At 68.4% G+C, this 18,067-nt stretch carries 15 protein-coding genes; 8 read left to right on the plus strand and 7 right to left on the minus strand.

Features of this window, described 5'->3' with window-relative positions; translation table 11 throughout:
- The first annotated feature begins 26 nt into the window (after nt 1-26).
- The 8 genes from ACNA0R_RS07195 (at nt 27) to ACNA0R_RS07230 (ending at nt 12,064) form a co-directional block, all read left to right on the plus strand.
- The gene (locus ACNA0R_RS07195) at nt 27-1,583 is read left to right on the plus strand and encodes a benzoate-CoA ligase family protein (RefSeq protein ID WP_415825266.1); all 1,557 of its coding nucleotides are present in this window, start codon (nt 27-29) and stop codon (nt 1,581-1,583) included.
- Nucleotides 1,580-2,455, plus strand: coding sequence for an alpha/beta fold hydrolase (locus ACNA0R_RS07200; protein WP_415825267.1), 876 nt, complete (start codon nt 1,580-1,582; stop codon nt 2,453-2,455). Before ACNA0R_RS07195 ends, ACNA0R_RS07200 begins: the two co-directional genes overlap by 4 nt.
- Before the next feature lie 54 nt (nt 2,456-2,509).
- Entirely contained in the window at nt 2,510-3,676 is a 1,167-nt protein-coding gene (locus ACNA0R_RS07205) for an ABC transporter substrate-binding protein (RefSeq protein ID WP_415825268.1), read from the plus strand.
- 10 nt (nt 3,677-3,686) lie between these two features.
- On the plus strand, nt 3,687-4,568 hold the full coding sequence (locus ACNA0R_RS07210; RefSeq protein ID WP_415825270.1) for a branched-chain amino acid ABC transporter permease: 882 nt from the start codon (nt 3,687-3,689) through the stop codon (nt 4,566-4,568).
- 50 nt (nt 4,569-4,618) lie between these two features.
- A complete protein-coding gene (locus ACNA0R_RS07215) occupies nt 4,619-5,689 on the plus strand; it encodes a branched-chain amino acid ABC transporter permease (protein ID WP_415825555.1) in 1,071 nt (356 codons plus the stop codon).
- Entirely contained in the window at nt 5,682-6,461 is a 780-nt protein-coding gene (locus ACNA0R_RS07220) for an ABC transporter ATP-binding protein (RefSeq protein WP_415825271.1), read from the plus strand. The genes ACNA0R_RS07215 and ACNA0R_RS07220 overlap by 8 nt, the downstream gene beginning before the upstream one ends.
- A complete protein-coding gene (locus tag ACNA0R_RS07225) occupies nt 6,458-7,174 on the plus strand; it encodes an ABC transporter ATP-binding protein (RefSeq protein WP_415825272.1) in 717 nt (238 codons plus the stop codon). The genes ACNA0R_RS07220 and ACNA0R_RS07225 overlap by 4 nt, the downstream gene beginning before the upstream one ends.
- 438 nt (nt 7,175-7,612) lie before the next feature.
- The gene (locus tag ACNA0R_RS07230; protein ID WP_415825273.1) at nt 7,613-12,064 is read left to right on the plus strand and encodes an NEL-type E3 ubiquitin ligase domain-containing protein; all 4,452 of its coding nucleotides are present in this window, start codon (nt 7,613-7,615) and stop codon (nt 12,062-12,064) included.
- 40 nt (nt 12,065-12,104) lie between these two features.
- Here the strand turns inward: ACNA0R_RS07230 and ACNA0R_RS07235 are convergent, their stop codons facing one another.
- The 7 genes from ACNA0R_RS07235 to ACNA0R_RS07265 form a co-directional block, all read right to left on the minus strand.
- Complete coding sequence (locus ACNA0R_RS07235; protein WP_415825274.1) at nt 12,105-13,127, minus strand: amino acid ABC transporter substrate-binding protein; 1,023 nt, start codon at nt 13,125-13,127, stop codon at nt 12,105-12,107.
- A gap of 240 nt (nt 13,128-13,367) precedes the next feature.
- On the minus strand, nt 13,368-14,405 hold the full coding sequence (locus tag ACNA0R_RS07240) for an L-threonylcarbamoyladenylate synthase (RefSeq protein WP_415825275.1): 1,038 nt from the start codon (nt 14,403-14,405) through the stop codon (nt 13,368-13,370).
- A gap of 13 nt (nt 14,406-14,418) precedes the next feature.
- Complete coding sequence (locus tag ACNA0R_RS07245) at nt 14,419-15,648, minus strand: 5-(carboxyamino)imidazole ribonucleotide synthase (RefSeq protein WP_415825556.1); 1,230 nt, start codon at nt 15,646-15,648, stop codon at nt 14,419-14,421.
- Entirely contained in the window at nt 15,648-16,178 is a 531-nt protein-coding gene (gene purE / locus ACNA0R_RS07250) for a 5-(carboxyamino)imidazole ribonucleotide mutase (RefSeq protein WP_415825276.1), read from the minus strand. Before purE ends, ACNA0R_RS07245 begins: the two co-directional genes overlap by 1 nt.
- Nucleotides 16,179-16,322: 144 nt before the next feature.
- On the minus strand, nt 16,323-16,895 hold the full coding sequence (locus tag ACNA0R_RS07255; protein ID WP_415825277.1) for a disulfide bond formation protein B: 573 nt from the start codon (nt 16,893-16,895) through the stop codon (nt 16,323-16,325).
- 10 nt (nt 16,896-16,905) lie between these two features.
- Nucleotides 16,906-17,064 (minus strand): DUF5993 family protein, encoded by a 159-nt coding sequence (locus ACNA0R_RS07260; RefSeq protein ID WP_415825278.1) that lies wholly within the window; start codon nt 17,062-17,064, stop codon nt 16,906-16,908.
- A gap of 114 nt (nt 17,065-17,178) precedes the next feature.
- Complete coding sequence (locus ACNA0R_RS07265) at nt 17,179-18,060, minus strand: phosphoribosylaminoimidazolesuccinocarboxamide synthase (protein WP_415825279.1); 882 nt, start codon at nt 18,058-18,060, stop codon at nt 17,179-17,181.
- Between the last annotated feature and the right edge of the window lie 7 nt (nt 18,061-18,067).

Here is an 18,067-nt window from a genome sequence, read left to right on the forward strand (position 1 = left end):
GGCCGGGATAAGACCAGGAGACAACCGTGGAAAGCTGTCCGCAGGAATTGAACTTCGCCCAGCACCTCGCCGCCTTGAACGCGGAGCGGGCGGACAAGGTGGCCTATATCGACGACTTTCGCACCTTGCGCTACGGCGAGCTGGCGGACCGCGTGGTGCGCTTCGGCGGCGTGCTGAAGCAACTGGGATTGCGCCGCGAAGAACGCATGCTGCTGTTGATGCACGACACCGCGGATTGGCCGGTGGCCTTTCTGGGCGCCCTGCATGCGGGCATCGTGCCGGTGGCGGTGAACACGCTGCTGACCGCGGAGGACTACGCCTATATCCTGTCGCATAGCCGGGCGCGCGCCGCCATCGTGTCGGCGGCGCTGCTGCCGGTGCTGCGTCAGGCCACGGCGCTGGCCGACACGGAAGTCGAGCACATCGTCGTATCCCGTCCCGTGGGTGGGGTTGAAGACGGCGTGATTGAACTGGAGCATGCGCTGTCCAGCGCCCCGGCCATACCGGCCATCCGCACGCTGGCCGACGAGATGGCCTTCTGGCTGTATTCGTCGGGATCCACCGGCAAACCCAAGGGCGTGGTGCACACGCATGGCAATCTGTGGCATACGGCGGAACTGTATGCCAAGCCAGTGCTGGGCATACGCGAAGACGATGTGGTGTTTTCCGCGGCCAAGCTGTTCTTCGCCTACGGCCTGGGCAACGGCCTGACGTTTCCCCTTTCGGTGGGCGCCACCGTGGTGCTAATGGCGGAACGCCCGACGCCGCAAGCGGTTTTCCAGCGCTTGACGCGGCACCGGCCCACGGTGTTCTACGGTGTGCCCACGCTATATGCGGCGATGCTGGCCGCGCCCGAGCTGCCCGCGCGCGACCACGTCGCGCTGCGCGTCTGTACGTCCGCCGGCGAAGCCTTGCCGCGCGACATCGGCGAACGGTTCCGCCGGCACTTCGGCTGCGACATCCTGGACGGTATCGGCTCCACGGAGATGCTGCACATCTTCATCAGCAACCAGGCGGGCCGCATCCGCTATGGCACGACGGGCATGCCGGTGGCGGGCTACGAGGTGCAGCTGCGCGATGATCAGGGCCTGCCGGTGCCGACAGGCGCGATCGGCGACCTGTACATCAAAGGTCCCAGCGCCGCGCTGATGTATTGGAACAATCGCGAGAAGACCCGCCAGTGCTTTCTGGGCGATTGGCTGAAGAGCGGCGACAAGTATGTATGCGATGCTGACGGCTATTACACCTATGCGGGCCGCAGCGACGACATGATCAAGGTCAGCGGACAATACGTGTCGCCGGTCGAGGTCGAGAACGTACTGGTCCAGCACGAGGCTGTCCTGGAGGCCGCCGTCATCGGCGTGGCCGACGAGCAGGGGCTGGTGAAGACCAAGGCCTTCGTAGTGCTGCGGCCGGGCCATGCGCCGAATCCGGATACCGGGGCCGCGCTGCAGGCCTACGTCAAGCAGCATCTGGCGCCGTTCAAATACCCGCGGCAGATCCACTTCACGGAAGAACTGCCGAAGACGGCCACCGGCAAGATCCAGCGCTTCCGGCTGCGGCAGCTGGAAGAACGGGTATGAAGGGGGAGAACAAAGCAGCGCCCGGCGAACGTGCGTCTTCCCTGGTGTCCATACGCACCGCCGGCCGCGACGTGCGCGTGGAGTACCAATGGATCGCGCCGGAACGCCGCGACGCGCCCCTGCTGGTATTCCTGCACGAAGGACTGGGGTCCCTGGCGATGTGGAAGGACTGGCCGGCGCGCGCCTGCGACGCGGCGGGCTGCCGCGGCCTGGTCTACTCGCGGCCCGGCTATGGCCGGTCCACGCCGCGCCCGCATGCGGAAAAGTGGCCCGCCAGCTTCATGCACCATCAGGCCGCCGATGTGCTGCCCGCGCTGCTGCGGGCCCTGGACGTCGATGTACGCACGGACCCGCCCATGCTTTACGGACACAGCGACGGCGCGTCCATCGCGCTACTGTATGCCGCCCTGAATCCCGACGCCTGCGGCGGTGTGATCGTCGCCGCGCCGCACGTCTTCGTGGAAGACGTCACGGTGCGCAACATCGACGCGGCGCGCCTGGCATATCGGCAAGGCGACTTGCGCGACCGGCTGGCCAGGTACCACGACGACGTCGATTCCGCGTTCTGGGGCTGGAATGACATCTGGCTGACACCGGCCTTCCGCGAGTGGAACATCGAAGCGCTGCTGGGCGACATACGCTGCCCGTTGCTGGCGCTGCAGGGCGTCGACGACGAATACGGCAGCCTGGCGCAGATCCAGAGCATCGTCGACCGCGCACCGCGGGCAGCCATGCAGGTCTTGCCGGACTGCGGGCATTCGCCGCACCGCGATCAGCCCGCGGCGGTGATCGAGGCCATCCGCGGCTTTCTCGGCGAGGTGGCACGACCCGCGCCGGCCGCGGCAGGCGGCCCGGCACCGGATGCGACATAACAGCAAACATAAAAAACAAACGACAGGCATAAAACAGCCACCAGGAGACACACGATGAACACGCGCATCACCAAGGCCGCAATGGCGGCGGCACTGGCCATGTCGGCGGGCCTCGCCAGCGCGCAGCAAGGCCCCGTGAAGGTGGGCTTCATGCTGCCGTACAGCGGCACCTATGCGGCGCTGGGGACGGCCATCGAAAACGGCTTCAAGCTGTACGTGAACGAACAGGGCGGCAAGCTGGCCGGCCGCGCAGTCGCGTACTACAAGGTCGACGACGAATCGAATCCGGCCAAGGCGCCGGAAAACGCCAACCGGCTGATCAAGCGCGACCAGGTCGACATCCTGGTGGGCACCGTGCATTCCGGCGTGGCGATGGCACTGACCAAGGCGGCCAAGGAATCCGACACCACGCTGCTGGTGACCAACGCCGGCGCCGACGCCATCACCGGCCCCATGTGCGGCATGGGCGTGTTCCGCACCTCGTTCAGCAACTGGCAACCCGCCTATGCCATGGGTCCGGTGGCCGCGGAAAAAGGCTACAAGACCGCGGTGACCATCACCTGGAAATACGCGGCCGGCGACGAAGCAGTGGCCGGCTTTCGCGAAGGCTTCGAGAAATCGGGCGGCAAGGTCATCAAGGATTTGAGCCTGCCCTTTCCCAATGTCGAGTTCCAGCCCCTGCTGACGGAGATCGCCGCGCTCAAACCCGACGTGGTGTTCACCTTCTTCGCCGGCGGCGGCGCCGTGAAATTCGTGCAGGACTATGCCGCGGCGGGATTGAACAAAACCATTCCGCTGTATGGTTCCGGCTTCCTGACCGACGGCACGCTGCAGGCGCAGGGCCAGTCGGCCCAGGGGCTGCTGACCACGCTGCATTATGCCGACGGCCTGGATACGCCGCGCGACAAGGCTTTCCGCGCCGCCTACGCCCAAGCCTACCCGGGTGTCGCGCCGGACGTGTATGCGGTGCAGGGCTACGACGCCGCGCAGCTGCTGGCCGCCGGCCTGCAGGCGGTACAGGGCGACCTGTCCAAAAAGGCCGATATGCGCAAGGCGATGCGGGCCGCCACCATCGACAGCCCGCGTGGCGCCTTCACCCTGTCGCCCGCCGGCAACCCGGTGCAGGACATCTACCTGCGCCAGGTGGACGGGCTGGAGAACAAGGTCGTCAAGGTGGCGGTCAGGAAACTCGCCGACCCGGCGCGCGGCTGCCGCTTATAGGCAGTCGCCGATGGACGCCACCGTTTTCCTGATCCAGTGCCTGAATGCCGTGCAGTACGGGCTGCTGCTGTTCCTGGTCGCCAGCGGATTGACGCTGATCTTCGGCATCATGGGCATCATCAATCTGGCGCATGGCAGCTTCTATATGGCGGGGGCCTATATGGCCTTCGCGCTGGGGCCGTGGATAGAAAGGACGACGGGCGGCGGCCTGCCCCTGACCATCGTTGCCTGCGTGGCCCTGGCCGCGGCACTGGGCTATCTGCTGGAGCAGGCCTTCTTCAGCTTCCTGTATCGCCGCGACCATCTGCAGCAGGTATTGATGACCTATGGCCTGATCCTGGTATTCGAGGAAGCGCGCGCGATTCTGGTGGGCAACGACGTGCACGGCGTGCCCATGCCCGCATGGCTGCAAGGCAGCATTCCGCTGGGCGGCGTCATGACCTACCCCATCTACCGCCTGTTCGTCTCGGCGGTGGGCGCCGCGGTGGCGCTGCTGCTTTACCTGGTCATCACGCGCACCCGCATCGGCATGATGGTGCGCGCCGGCGCCAGCAATCGCGAGATGATCGCGTCGCTGGGCGTGGACATCAACCGGCTGTACCGGCTGGTGTTCGCGGCCGGCGTAGCGTTGGCGGCGCTGGCGGGCGCGATCGCCGCGCCGGTGTCGTCCGTCTATCCCGGCATGGGCAACGGCGTGCTGATCGCCTGCTTCGTGGTCGTGGTCATCGGCGGCATCGGCTCCATCCGCGGCGCCTTCGTGGCGGCGATGCTGGTGGGATTCGTCGATACCTTCGGTCAAGTGTTCTTTCCGGCGGTGGCGGGCGTGCTGGTGTATGTGCTGATGGCGCTGGTCCTGCTATGCCGGCCGGAAGGCCTGTTCAAGCAAGGCTGAGGACGGCCTGGGATGAGAAAAAAGTGGATGAATACAGCGGGTGCGAACCGATGAAGATATCGGCTGCAAGCGTGGCCGCCATCGCCGCCCTGCTGGCGCTGGCCCTGCTGCCCTGGATAACGGGCGACTACTACACGGGCCTGGGCGCGCGCATCATGATCTACGCCGTCTTCGCCTTGAGCCTGCAACTGCTGGTGGGCGAAGCGGGACTGGTCAGCCTGGGCCACGCGGCGCCCTTCGGCATCGGCGCCTATGCGGCCGCGCTGCTGTCGCCCGCGTCCGCCGCCGGCCCGCTGCTGCCCCTGCTGGCGGCCGCCGTCGGCGGCGGCGCCCTCTATGCCATGGCGACGGGCGCGCTGGCGCTGCGCACGCGCGGCGTGTACTTCATCATGGTGACACTGGCCTTCGCGCAGATGGCGTACTACGTCTTCCATGACACCAAGCTGGGCGGCGGCAGCGACGGCGCCTACCTGTATTTCCGGCCCGAGCCGCGGCTGGGCGGCTGGATGCTCTTCGACCTGGCCGACGCGACGGTGTTTCATCTTTTCGTCGCCGCGTGCCTGGCGGCGGTGTGGGCGCTGCTGGTCCGGCTGCGCCGTTCGCCGTTCGGCGCCGCGCTGGCCGGCATACGCATCAACGAACAGCGCATGCGGGCGGCGGGCTATTCGACTTTCCCGTACAAGCTGGTGGCGTATACGCTGGGCGGCGGACTGGCGGGACTGGCGGGTTTCCTGTTCGCCTTGAAGGACGGCTTCGTCACGCCGGAACTATTCGCCTGGGAACAATCCGGCGCGGTCTTGCTGATGGTGATCCTGGGCGGCATGGCACGTCCCGGCGGCGCCGTGGCCGGCGCGGCCGCGCTGGTGCTGATGCAGGAACTGTTCCAATCCGAAGCCGTCTTCGGCGACTACGCGCGGCACTGGCATCTGCCCATGGGCATCGCGGTGATACTGCTGGTCGCATTGCTGCCGCGCGGACTCGCCGGCCTGGCGGACGGAGCAGCCGGCGGGCGCGCGCGCCCGCGCGGCGACACGCCGCCGCAAACCGAGGCGACAGGCAGGAGCCCAACGGCGCGATCGGCCGCGGCCGCCCTGGAACCTCGCGGAGAACCTCATGCCTGAGACGCTGATGCGGGCGCGCAACATCAGCCGCCGCTTCGGCGGCCTGACCGCGGTCAACGATGTATCGCTGGACCTGCGCCGCGGCAGCATCCATGCCGTCATCGGCACCAATGGCGCCGGCAAATCCACCCTGATCAATCTGTTGTCCGGCGACTTGCCGGCCAATGCCGGCACCGTGGAACTGGATGGCCGCGACATCAGCGCATGGCCGCAGCCGCGCCGCGCGCGCGCGGGATTGGGCCGCAGCTATCAGCGGTCCACCCTGTTCCCGTCCCTGAGCGTGCACGAAAACTGCCGGCTGGCGGCGCAGGCGGCCCGCCAGCGCTTCTGGCAATGGTGGCGGCACGCCGGCGCCTGCGCCCCGACCCGGGCGCTGGCCGACGATGCGCTGGCGCGCACCGGCCTCTCGGACGACGGCCACCGCCTGGCCGGCACGCTGCCGCATGGCCGCAAGCGCCAGCTGGAGATCGCCATGTGCCTGGCGATACGGCCCTCGGTGTTATTGCTCGATGAACCACTGGCAGGCATGGGCCCCGAGGAAACCGGGCGCATGCTCGAATTGCTGCAGGCGCTGAAATCCGAACACGCCATCCTGCTGGTGGAACACGACATGGACGCGGTGTTCCGTGTCGCCGATACCATTACCGTCATGGTGAACGGCAGCGTGATCGCCAGCGGCGACCCGGGCGCCATCCGCGCCGACGAAGCGGTACAGGCGGCCTATCTGGGCGTGGCCGGGGACGACGGACCTGAACCGGGAGCGCTTGCATGACGAACCAGGCGTGGATAGAGGCGCATGGCGTGCATGCGCACTACGGCGCCAGCCACGTGTTGCGCGGTGTCGACCTGCGCATCGGCCAAGGCGAGGCTGTCGGCCTGCTGGGCCGCAACGGCATGGGCAAGACCACGTTCATACGCGTGCTGACAGGCCACCTGGGATGCAGCGCCGGCCATGTGCGCATCGGCCGCAAGGACGGCACGCGGATGCCGCCGCATGCGCGTGCGCGGCTGGGCATCGCCTACGTACCGGAAGGGCGCGGCATCTTCCCCAACCTGTCCGTGCGCGAAAACCTGCTGGTGGCCGCGCGTGCCGGCCTGTCGGGCCGCCGCGACTGGGACTATGGCCGCATCATGGCGACCTTTCCCCGCCTGCGCGAGCGCGAACGCCATGGCGGCCAGCAGTTGTCCGGCGGCGAGCAGCAGATGCTGGCGATCGGCCGCGCCCTGATGACCAATCCCGAACTGCTCATTCTTGACGAAGCCACCGAGGGGCTGGCGCCGCTCATCGTCGCCGAGCTCTGGCGTGTCATCGCCGGCATACGGCGCACGGGCATATCCACGCTGATCGTCGATCGCAACTACCGCGCGGTCCTGGCGCACACCGACCGCTGCGTGGTCATGGAAAAAGGCATGCTGGCGCACCAGGATGCCAGCGCCGCGCTGGCCGCGCAGCCGCGGCTGCTAGAGCGCTATCTGGGCGTCTAGGCTGACCGGCCATGGCGGCTTGGATATCGATTGAACGTTTTTCCCGGCATTGGGTACTACCGCACATCGCGCGGCCACCCCGATTGCCATACGACCCGGCCGCCACGCAAGCGTGGAGAGAGCTCTATGTCTGTCGGCAGCCTGCCCGTCTTCGCAATCCGGTCCACCCCCATACAGCCAGGCGCCAGCGACGCGCCAGCTCGTGACCATGGCGATGGCCACGATGGCCATGGTCCGGCCATCGCTTGCGGCATGGCGGCCAGGTTCGCGCGCGCCGCCACCGGCGCAAGCGATAGCAGCGCGGCCGCGGCCATCGCGCCGGACCCGGCGGCCATATCGCCGACGTCAATGCCGGCCAAACCACCGCTGGCGCCCTTGCCGCCTATTCAGTCCCTTCAGCAGATGCCGCGGCTTCCGCCGCTTCAGCCGCTTCCCCCTTTGCCACCCCCGCATCCCTTGCCACCGGCCATGGTGGCGGCGCGCGGGCGGCAGAAGCTGGCATACAAGGTCGGTGCCGAAGTCGGCAGGCAACTGGGATGGAAGCGGAACAAGTACACCGTTGCCGAGCTGACCGAACTGGGCACGCAGCTCATCGCGGATCACGCCCTGCACGGCGACCCCGCGGCGCGCCTGCGATTGCTCGCCACGCTGACATCGGCATCCGGGACGCCACAGCCCCCGGCCAGCCCCGGGGCCCAGGCCGGAAGCCAGGGCCAGACCCAAGCAGCCCCGGCTGGCCCCCACGACAAGCTTGCCGGCCAGATCACGGACTTCCTGTTCAACGAGTTCCAGCATGAGTTCGCCGTCTCCCTTGCGGCCGAGGACCTTGCCGCGCTGCGCCGTCCGACCGACCCGGCCGACTTCGACCGCTATGCCCAGGCCGCGACAGACAAGACCGTCGCGCTTGTCGACAGATGGTTGTCCTGGATCGGGGAGAAAGTCGGCAGCGATCTCAAGCACACCCACATCGAGATCCAGGCCGCGAGACTGCAAGTCGTCCGGCGCGAAGTCGTGTTCACGATAAACAATACCTTCGTCAACGATGCCAGCGTGCAGGAGGAAGTCGCGGCGTCGGGCTATATCGCGACGATACGCGCGAACGGCGTCATGCAACGGTATTTCCTGTCCACCCTGGATGGCGGCATCCATCCGATACCCTACCTGGAATCGACGACCGGCTGGGCCGAGCGCTATCCGGACATCGTATTCGGCGTGCCCCGCGAGCACGCTGCACCCGGCGCCAGGACGAGCGCCAGGCGCAGCCGCATCGTGCTGCAGCCCTTCGCGCAGGGCGGGCGCGCCGAACTGCGCGCCTGGCTGACGCCCGAAGTCCTGGCGCGATTCAACCGCCTGCGGCCGGCAGGCGGCGCGCCGCGGGCAGAGGGCATCATCGATACCCTGCTCGACTTCGTGCCCTTCCGCCGCGCGATGCTGGCCATCCGCGATGGCGATTACGAAACCGCGGCGTTGAGCGGCGCGGTCGACATGATCACCCTTGCGATGCCCATGATAGGCGGCGGCTTCCGCGCGGCGGCCGACGCCGCCGCCGGCCTTGCCCCGGCCGTGCAGGCGATCGGCCGCGAACTCGCCGCCGAAGGCCTGGCCCGCGCCGGCGCCGCGGCCCTCTCGCGCCAGGAAATGCGTGCCGGCATCAAGGCCGTGCTGCAATCCCTGCACGGCAGCGGCGCCATGGCGCGCGGCTTGCGGCCGCTGGATATCGACGGCATGGCCGCGGCCTTGCGCGACCGTTGTCCGCGCATCGCCAACGCCTTACGGCGCGAGGCCGCGCGGACGCGCGACGAAGCCACGCAGGCGGGCTGGCGCCTGCCCGACGCGCAGGCGGCCCGCGCGGCAACCGACGACATCGCGCCGCTCAGCCCGATCGCGGCGCGCGGCCCCGACGGCGGCGTCATGACGCTGCTGACCTACGGCAGCGATGCCGCGCGCGCCTATACCCGCGCCCACCCGTCGGGCAAACGGACCGGCGCGGTGCTGCTGGCCGATCGCGACGGATGGCTGCATCCTTCGCTGCCGGCCGATACCCTGCGGCGCTACCGGGTCGCCGATCCGGCGCTGTTGCGATCGCTGGCCGCGTGCCGCGTCGAACCCGACGGCGTCATTTCGTCCGCGGGCAAGACCTACGCGCGCATCGCCGGGGATTACGTCGAGATCGTGCCCGAGCCCGCGTCCACGTCGACGCGGCCCGTGTGGCGTGTCGTGGCGCCCGGCGGTGTCCGGCGCGACATCGTTTTCCATCGGCTTGCCTACGACAGGGATAAGGCACTGTGGCTGCGCGCCGATCCTGGCGGACTGAAGGGCGGACAGGGCGGCGCGCTTTCGCCGGAACAGCCCAAACGCACCAGGCCGGAGGGCGGCGCGCCGCCGGACCAGGCAGGATCCTCCCGGCGGCAGCAGCCGGCTGGCGCGCCAGCCGGTACGCTGCCGGCGGCGGCTGCCATTCCCGCCGCCTTGCCGCCGATGGCGCCCGGGTCGCCGAAGCTGAATGCCTTCAAGCAGACACTGCTCTCCCGCATGACGGACACGTCGCCGGGCGCCACCGATGGCGTGCGGACACTACTGGACCGGATCCAGTCCGACCCGCGCGGCCGTACCTTGCTTGGCGCCATGTGCGCGCATCAGGACCTGATGGGCGGGACGGCGGACATCGTCCTGGTCGACGCCGAGGATCCGTCGCGGCCCAGGCCATCCCTGGCATTCCCGGTACGCGGCACGCGCTGGAACCTGAACCTGACCGCATTGAATGCCGGAACACTGGAAGCGGCCGTGAACGAACTGGCCGCGGTCTACAACAACCTGACCGGCCTGGCCCAGGGCGCCGACCCTTACGCGGCCATGCTGCGCAACGGCGGCCCGCCCTTGAGCGCCGTGGAGGAAGACGCCCTGGCGCGCTGGGTGGGCCGCGACAAGGGCTACTACACCGGAAACCCGGCTGCTTTCATGCCGTCGCCACGGCAGGCTGCCGCCGACAAGCTGCGCTCCCAGCTGCGGATCGCCCGCTGCCACGGCGGCGTCGACAAGACCACGCTGTTGCGCGCCATGCGCAACCATCCCGGTGCGCGGGTCCCCGGGCTAAGCCTGGACCTGTCCGGCCTGCGGCTTACCGAGATTCCCCCGCTGCCCGCCGATGTGCGCGGACTGCGGCTCGACAACAACCCCATCACGGACTGGAGCCGCCTGCCCGCCACGCTGGTATCGCTGAACGCCGCACAGACCAGCGCCACCGTGCTGGACCATTTGCCGCGCGATCTGCGCGATCTGGACATATCGGAGAACGCGCTGGAAACGATACCCGTGCACAAGCTGCCGCGCGGGCTCAAGAGCCTGACAGCCGAGGCCAACACGTTGACGCGGATTCCCGCGGACCTGCCCCACGCCCTGACGCATCTTTCCCTGACGGACAACGCCCTGGCCACCTGGCCGCCGGCATTGCCAGCAGGCTTGCGAGTGCTCAAGCTGTGCGGGAATCACCTGCGGCTGTTGCCCGATAACCTGCCACGCGGCCTGGAAACGCTGGAACTGTCGCAGAACCTTTTCTGGCGTATCCGCGACAACGCATTGCCGCCTCGCCTGAAGACCCTGGGATTGTCCGACAATCCCAACCTGGACCTGTTGCCGGCCCTGCCCGAGACCCTGACGACGCTGCACGTGGATGCCACCGCGCTGACGGCCCTGCCGGAGAATCTGCCGCGCGGCCTGCGGCAGCTCTATGCGAACGAACTGGGCCTGACGCGGCTGCCCGACGATCTGCCGCGCGGAATGACCGTGCTGGCGATCGGGCACAACCGATTGACGCATTTGCCGGCCACCATCACCGAACTCACCCGCTGCGATATCTATCTGGAGGAAAACCCGATAGACCCCGCGAACCTGCCTGCCCTTCCGGCGGGCCAGCACGGCCCCATCTTCCACATTCCCTCCGCCGCGCCCGAACCGCGCGCGGAGGCCTCCCGCACCGTGGCACAGGCCGTGCGGCACTGGCTGGCCGGAAGCCACGAGGATGCTGCCGCACGTTGGGAAATCCTGGGTGAAAGGCTGGAGAATTCGACGGCGCATCGCAGCGGCGCCGCGCAATTCCGCCAGTTGCTGGACAAGCTGCGCCGGACGCCGTTGCATGGCGGCGGCGATTCGCACGCCCATATCTGCGAATGGCTGGAAGAACTCGTCAAGCCCGAGCGCGAAGCGCTGCTGAACAGCACCCTGGCCATGTGCGATGGCGCCACCGAACGATGCGAGGACCGCGTCATGCTCAGCTGGAACGAACTGCGCAAGTCATGGGTGGAAGACGACATCCGCCTGGGCCGCTACGACGGGCGGACAGCCGACGCCTTGGCGGCCATGCTGCAGCTTTTCCGCGAGCAGAAACTGCAGGAGATCGCCCACCGCAAGATCGCCATTCAGACGGCGGCCGGCGAGGATCCCGACGATGTGGAGGTCTACCTGGCCTATATCGTCGGCCTGCGCGAACGGCTGAAGCTGTCCAAGGCCCCTGCGGAAATGGTGTTCTCCAATCTGTCCGGCGTGACCGACGCCGACCTGGCGCAGGCGCTGGACGAAGTGCGCAAGGCGGAAGATCGGGATTTCTACAAGAACCTGGTTGTCGACGACACCTGGAGCACGCTGATCAAGCGGGCGCTGCCCGAACGATATGCGCGGGCCGAAGCCCGCAAAAACGAACAAGCCGGCACGCCCTTGCGGGAAAAAATCCGCGCCGCGCTCCGCGCCGCCGGATTGAATCCCAACGACGAGGACGCCTATGGCAACATCGCGCCCGGTATCTGGCGCGACATGCTGTTCGACATACTGGAACCGCTGACACGCGACTATCTGCTGTCGGCGGGCGTGGCCTTGCCGGCCGGGGCGCGGCCATAGCCGCACCCCGGCGTGGGCTCCCCGGGACCGTGAAGCCGCGTCAGCGTATGGGCCACGGATACATGGCGCCACCCTGGTTCCACAGCGCGTTGACGCCGCGCTTAAGCCCCAGCTTGCTGCCGCCGCCGACGTTGCGCTCGAAGATTTCGCCGTAATTGCCCACGGCCTTGATGGCGTTATAGGCCCACTTTTCATCCAGGCCCATGTTTTTGCCGGCGCCGGGCGTCACGCCCAGGATGCGCAGGACATTGGGATTGCTGCTCTTGAGCATCTGGTCGACATTCTTCTGCGTAATGCCGTATTCCTCCGCTTCCAGCAGCGCGAACAGCGTCCAGCGCACGATGCCCAGCCAGTTTTCGTCGCCTTGCCGCACCATCGGTCCCAGCGGTTCCTTGGAAAGGCGCTCGGGCAGGATGTCGTAGTCATTGGGATTGGCCACTTGCGAGGCGCGCACCGCGGCCAGCTGGGAAGCGTCGTCCGTAAAGGCATCGCAGCGCCCCGATTCGAACGCGCGCACGACTTCGGTCACCTTGTCGATGACCACCGGCGTGAACTTGATATTGTTGGCGCGGAACCAGTCGGACAGATTGAGCTCCGTCGTCGTGCCCGGCTGCACGCATATCGTCGCGCCGTCCAGTTCCTTGGCGCTCTTCACGTTCAGCGACTTGCGTACCAGGATGCCCTGCCCATCGTAGAAGCTGGCCGCCACGGCCGCCAGGCCCAGCGATGTATCGCGCGTCTGCGTCAGCGTGACCGTGCGCAGCAGGACGTCCACTTCGCCCGATTGCAGCGCGGTGAAGCGCTGCTGCGTGGACAGGGCCGTGCCCTTGAACTTGCTGGCATCGCCCAGCGTGGCAGCCGCGATGGCGCGGCAGATGTCCACGTCCATGCCCGCCCATTCGCCCTTGCTGTCGGTCGCGCTGAAGCCGGTGACGCCGTCGCTCAGGCCGCATTGCACGAATCCTTTCTTTTTGACCGCATCCAGGGTCGGCCCCGCGACCGCGACGTGCGCGGCGCCCGCCAGCGCCAGGGCGCCCGCGGTCAAAGCAAGAAACTTCTTCATGGGTGTTCTCCTTGTGGGCGCTCGCCGGCCTTGTGAGCACGGCAAGCCGTATCGCCGGGCTAGCCGCCGGCCGATCTTGCATGTAGGCGGCGCAGCGTAAGCCGCGGCGGAGCGCGCGGCAATTAGGTGGAACACTTAGCGTGGGCGGCGGCGGGCGCCATGCCCCGCGCCGGGGTGCCGGAGTGCCCGAGTACCGGAGTACCGGGGCGCCGGGGCGCCGGGGCGCCGGGGCGCCGGAGATCAGAACTCGAACGCCGCCGCGGCGCGGCCGATGCGGTCGTTCACGGCCGCCCATTCCGGCGTCCGCGGCGGCGCTTCGACCAGAATGTGGCGATAGCCCATGCCGTCCAGTTCGCGCAGCACCGCGTACAGTGCCTGCGCGTAGCGGGCCGGGTCGGCGGCCACGGGCTGCCAGACCAGGCGGGGATCCATCTCCAGGGGCCGCGGCGTATAGGCAACCGCCACGACGCGGCCGTCTTCCGGCAGGCCGATTCCCACCGCGGCTGCTTCCAGCTGTTCCCGCGTAACCAGCGCCAGCGGCGTGTGCGGCGCGTAGTGGGCGCGCAGCGTGCCCGACGCGCGCGGCGCCGCCGCGTCAGGCAGCGCGGGCGGGCTGCCCAGCACACGGGCGATATCGTCGGCCGATATATGGCCGGGCCTGAGCAGCACCGGTCCCATCCCCTGGTCCACACGGGACAAATCCACGATGGTGGACTCGATGCCCACGGCGGAGGCCCCGCCCTGCAGCACCGGCATGCCCCGGGCGACCTCATCGGGAAATTCGGCGCGCACGTGCTCGGCGCGCGTGGGCGATACGTGGCCGAAACGATTGGCCGACGGGCCGGCGACTCCCCCTTGCCCACTGGGATTCAGGGCGGCGAAAGCGCGCAGCAGCCGCTGCGCCACCGGATGCGAGGGGCAGCGTACGCCCACGCTATCCTGGCCGCCGCTGACCGCCGGATCGATGCGCGGCGCGCGCTTAAGGATCAAGGTGAGCGGGCCCGGCCAGAAGGCATCGATCAAGGCCCGCGCCTGCGCGGGAATATCCGCCACCCAATACGACAGATCGGCCTCGGGCGCGAGGTGCACGATGACCGGATGACTGGAAGGACGGCCCTTGGCGGCGTAGATGCGCCCCACCGCCAGCGGGTTTTCCGCATCGGCGCCCAGCCCGTAGACGGTTTCGGTCGGAAACGCCACCAGCTGGCCCGCCGCCAGGACACGCGCGGCGTGCTCGATCTGCTCGTCGCTGGCTTCGATGTCGGTCGGCGGCGTCATGATGGGATCCTGCTCAGGGCGCCGGAATGCCCAGCGCCGACGCCACCCGGGCGGCGTCGCGCTTGGCCTGCGACATGGTGGGAGCGACGATGGTCACATGGCCCATCTTGCGAGCGCGGCGGGCGTCGTGCTTGCCATAGAGATGCAGCTTGGCGGTGGGCACGGACAGTGCCGCGACCCAATCGGGCTCGCGCTGCGCTGCGGCGGCCTGGCCTGGCGCTTCGTTGCCGCCGTCCGCGGGCGCGAACCAGATGTCGCCCAGGATATTCAGCATCACCGACGGCGCCAGCAGGTCCGTGGCGCCCAGCGGCAGGCCGGCCATGGCGCGCGCCTGCTGCTCGAACTGGCTGGTGACGCAGGCATCGATGGTGTAGTGGCCGCTGTTGTGCGGACGCGGCGCGATCTCGTTGACCAGCAGCGCCCCATCGCGCAAGACGAAGAACTCCACGCACAGCACGCCGTGATAATCCAGGCCGGCGGCGATGCGCAGGGCGGCGTCGCCGGCGGCGCGCTCCAGCGCCGCGTCGGGACCGGACAGCGCCGCGCGATCCACCGTCGATACGGCCAGGATGCCATCGCGATGCACGTTGCGGGCCACGGGAAACATGACGGTGGCGCCGTCGAAACCGCGCGCGATCACCACGGAAATCTCGTGGTCCAGCGGCAGCAGGGCTTCCAGCACGCAGGGCACGCGGCCGAAGGCCTCGAACGCCGCCAGCGCCTGCTCGCGGGTCTGCACGCGCGCCTGCCCTTTGCCGTCATAGCCCAGCCGGGCCACCTTCAGGATACCGGGGAACAGCGTATCGGCGGCATCGCGCAGGTCGGCGTCCTGGCGCACCGCGACGTGCGGCGCGACGGCGATGCCCTGCCCGGCGATGAAGGCCTTCTCGGCGATGCGGTCCTGCACCACGGCGACGGCGTCGGCGGACGGACTGACACGGCAGCGCGCCGCCAGGGCGCGCAGGCTGTCGGCGGGCACGTTTTCGAATTCGGTGGTCACGGCGCGGCAGGTACGCGCCAGCTCTTCCAGCCCCGCCGGATCGTCATAAGCGGCGTGGATGTGGCGGTCCGCCACCATCGCGGCCGGGCCGTCGGCGGCCGGATCCAGCACGGCGACCTTGTAGCCCAGGCTTTGCGCGGCATGGCAGAACATGCGGCCCAATTGTCCGCCGCCCAGCAGGCCCAGCCAGCCGCCGGGTTCGACGATCATGCCGGAAGCGGTCTTGGAATCGATCTGTGCCATCATGCCTGCGCTCCCGGGGGAGGTACTTGCATATCGCGGGCGGCCTGCGTCTGGCGCGCCCGGAACGCCACCAGCTTCGCATGCAGGCCATCGTCGGTCGTGGCCAGATTCGCGATGACGTGCAGGGCCGCGTTGGCGGCGCCGGCTTCGCCGATGGCGAATGTGGCCACGGGCACGCCCTTGGGCATTTGCACGATAGAAAGCAGCGAATCTTCGCCGCGCAGATATTTGGACGGCACCGGCACGCCGAACACGGGCACTTCGGTCAGCGCGGCCATCATGCCGGGCAGATGCGCCGCCCCGCCGGCGCCGGCGATGATGGCGCGCAGCCCGCGGCCGCGCGCCGCCGCGCCGTAGTCCGCCATATCCAGCGGCATGCGGTGCGCGGAAATCACGCGTGCTTCGCAGGCAACGCCGAAGTCGTCCAGCATGGCGACGGCGTGCTTCATGACTTCCCAGTCGCTGGAAGAACCCATGATGACGCCGACCAGAGGCGTCGGCGCGGGCGTAGAGGTGGATTTGGCGGTCATAGGGTGGTTAAAGGCAGTGCGGTAAGCAGCGCCGCGCCAATGCGCATGCGCGGCCCCCCGGGGGCCGAACGGCGCCGGCGGCGCGATCGACGCCGCCGGTCCGCGACGAGGAAAGTTCTCGATTTTACCCGCCCTGGCGGGCCGTCATCCGCCGACCGCGGGCAGCCACTGATACGTGGTGGGATTATCCGGACAAGGCCCCAGGCCGCATTCCAGGGTCGTGCTGGCGGCATGCACCAGGACAATCAGGAAAAACAGCCACATGACGGCCCCGGCCACGATGCCGGCGCGCCGCGGCTGGCCGCTGTCTCCCGCCCGGCGGTCCAGGGCCAGCATCACGGCGCAATAGGCGATCAGCGCCACAAAAGCCACCAGCGCCCAGGTATAGAAATGCATGCCGAGCAGTGTCGAGCCGTAGCCCGGATCGCCGGGCGCCTGGTGCAACATCATCTGGCGCGCGGCCACGATGGCGCCGGCCAGCGCCGCGGCGATGACCATGGCGTAATGCGCCGGCGATGCGCCGAAGCGCAGGTTCAGCAGCAGCCCCGCGCCCGCCAGCACCAGCGCCAGCCGTTGCAACAGGCACAGCGGACACGGCAATTCGTTGAAGAAGATCTGCCAGCCGAAGGCCAGGACCAGCGCGCCGGTGATGGCCAGCAGCGCCAGCGCATTCAGCAGGGCCGAGGCGGGATGCGAGGCCCGGGAAGCGAATTGCATGGTCGTCGTCCTAGAGCGACAGCCGCAGGGCGTCGGTCATGTGGTGGTTCGCCCAGGCGGCGAAGACCATCAGGGTCACGATCCAAAGCGCGAAGCAGGCGGATCGCCTGCCCCGGATACCGAACCACACCGCCAGCGTGCCGAGTACAAACGGCAGCATCATGATCATGTCAGCGCCACTCCCTTGCTTGTCGCCCCCCACCCGGGGCGCGGCTGCGCGGCACTATATATGATCCTCGACGGAAAGACGACTTCATGCCGCCCGGCGCGACCGGTCAGGCGGTCAGGCGGTCAGCCGGTCCAGCGCCTCGCGGTACTTTTCCGCGGTCTTGCGGATGACCTCGGCGGGCAGCCGGGGCGCGGGCGGGGTCTTGTCCCAGGGCTGCGTTTCGAGCCAGTCGCGCACGAACTGCTTGTCGAAGGAAGGCGGGCTGATGCCGACGGCATAGCTGTCGGCGGGCCAGAACCGCGACGAATCCGGCGTCAGCACTTCGTCCATCAGATGCAGGGCGCCGTCGCCGTCCAGCCCGAACTCGAACTTGGTATCGGCGATGATGATGCCCTTGGTCGTCGCGAACGCGGACGCCTCGGCGTACAAGGCGAGCGTCACTTCGCGGATGCGCTCGGCCATCTGCCGGCCGACCTCGCGCACCACGTGGTCGAAATCGACGTTTTCGTCGTGGGTCCCGAACTCCGCCTTGGCGGCCGGCGTGAAGATGGGCTGGGGCAGCTTTTCCGCCTGCCGCAGGCCCGCCGGCAGCGCGATGCCGCATACCGCCCCGGTGGCCTGGTAGTCCTTCCAGCCGGAACCGATCAGATACCCGCGCGCGACGGCCTCGACCAGGATGGGCTTGAGCCGCTTGACGACCACCGCCCTGCCCTTGACCTGTTCGACTTCGTCCGGCGCCACCACGTCCTCCGGCGCGATACCGGTGGAATGGTTGGGAATGACGTGCCCGAGCCTGGACAGCCAGAACTCGGTCAGCGCCGTGAGCACCTGGCCCTTGCCGGGGATGGGATCGTCAAGAATGACGTCGAAGGCGGATATACGATCCGTCGCGACGATAAGCAGCTTGTCGTCGCCGACAGCGTACATGTCGCGTACCTTGCCGCGCCCGAGCAGGGGCAGCGATCGGATACTGGATTGATGCAGGGCTGATGTCACGGGAGGC

Origin of the sequence: Bordetella sputigena, assembly GCF_965137885.1 — a bacterium.
GTDB classification, from domain to species: Bacteria; Pseudomonadota; Gammaproteobacteria; order Burkholderiales; family Burkholderiaceae_B; genus Bordetella_C; species Bordetella_C sputigena.

Bases quoted from the DNA above. Each gene is read 5' to 3' on its own strand.
- ACNA0R_RS07210 (WP_415825270.1), top strand. From the start codon at position 3,687: ATGGACGCCACCGTTTTCCTGATCCAGTGCCTGAATGCCGTGCAGTAC.
- ACNA0R_RS07225 (WP_415825272.1), top strand. From the start codon at position 6,458: ATGACGAACCAGGCGTGGATAGAGGCGCATGGCGTGCATGCGCACTAC.
- ACNA0R_RS07220 (WP_415825271.1), top strand. From the start codon at position 5,682: ATGCCTGAGACGCTGATGCGGGCGCGCAACATCAGCCGCCGCTTCGGC.
- ACNA0R_RS07245 (WP_415825556.1), bottom strand. From the start codon at position 15,648: ATGGCACAGATCGATTCCAAGACCGCTTCCGGCATGATCGTCGAACCC.
- ACNA0R_RS07200 (WP_415825267.1), top strand. From the start codon at position 1,580: ATGAAGGGGGAGAACAAAGCAGCGCCCGGCGAACGTGCGTCTTCCCTG.
- ACNA0R_RS07235 (WP_415825274.1), bottom strand. From the start codon at position 13,127: ATGAAGAAGTTTCTTGCTTTGACCGCGGGCGCCCTGGCGCTGGCGGGC.
- ACNA0R_RS07240 (WP_415825275.1), bottom strand. From the start codon at position 14,405: ATGACGCCGCCGACCGACATCGAAGCCAGCGACGAGCAGATCGAGCAC.
- purE (WP_415825276.1), bottom strand. From the start codon at position 16,178: ATGACCGCCAAATCCACCTCTACGCCCGCGCCGACGCCTCTGGTCGGC.
- ACNA0R_RS07205 (WP_415825268.1), top strand. From the start codon at position 2,510: ATGAACACGCGCATCACCAAGGCCGCAATGGCGGCGGCACTGGCCATG.
- ACNA0R_RS07215 (WP_415825555.1), top strand. From the start codon at position 4,619: ATGAAGATATCGGCTGCAAGCGTGGCCGCCATCGCCGCCCTGCTGGCG.
- ACNA0R_RS07255 (WP_415825277.1), bottom strand. From the start codon at position 16,895: ATGCAATTCGCTTCCCGGGCCTCGCATCCCGCCTCGGCCCTGCTGAAT.
- ACNA0R_RS07260 (WP_415825278.1), bottom strand. From the start codon at position 17,064: ATGATCATGATGCTGCCGTTTGTACTCGGCACGCTGGCGGTGTGGTTC.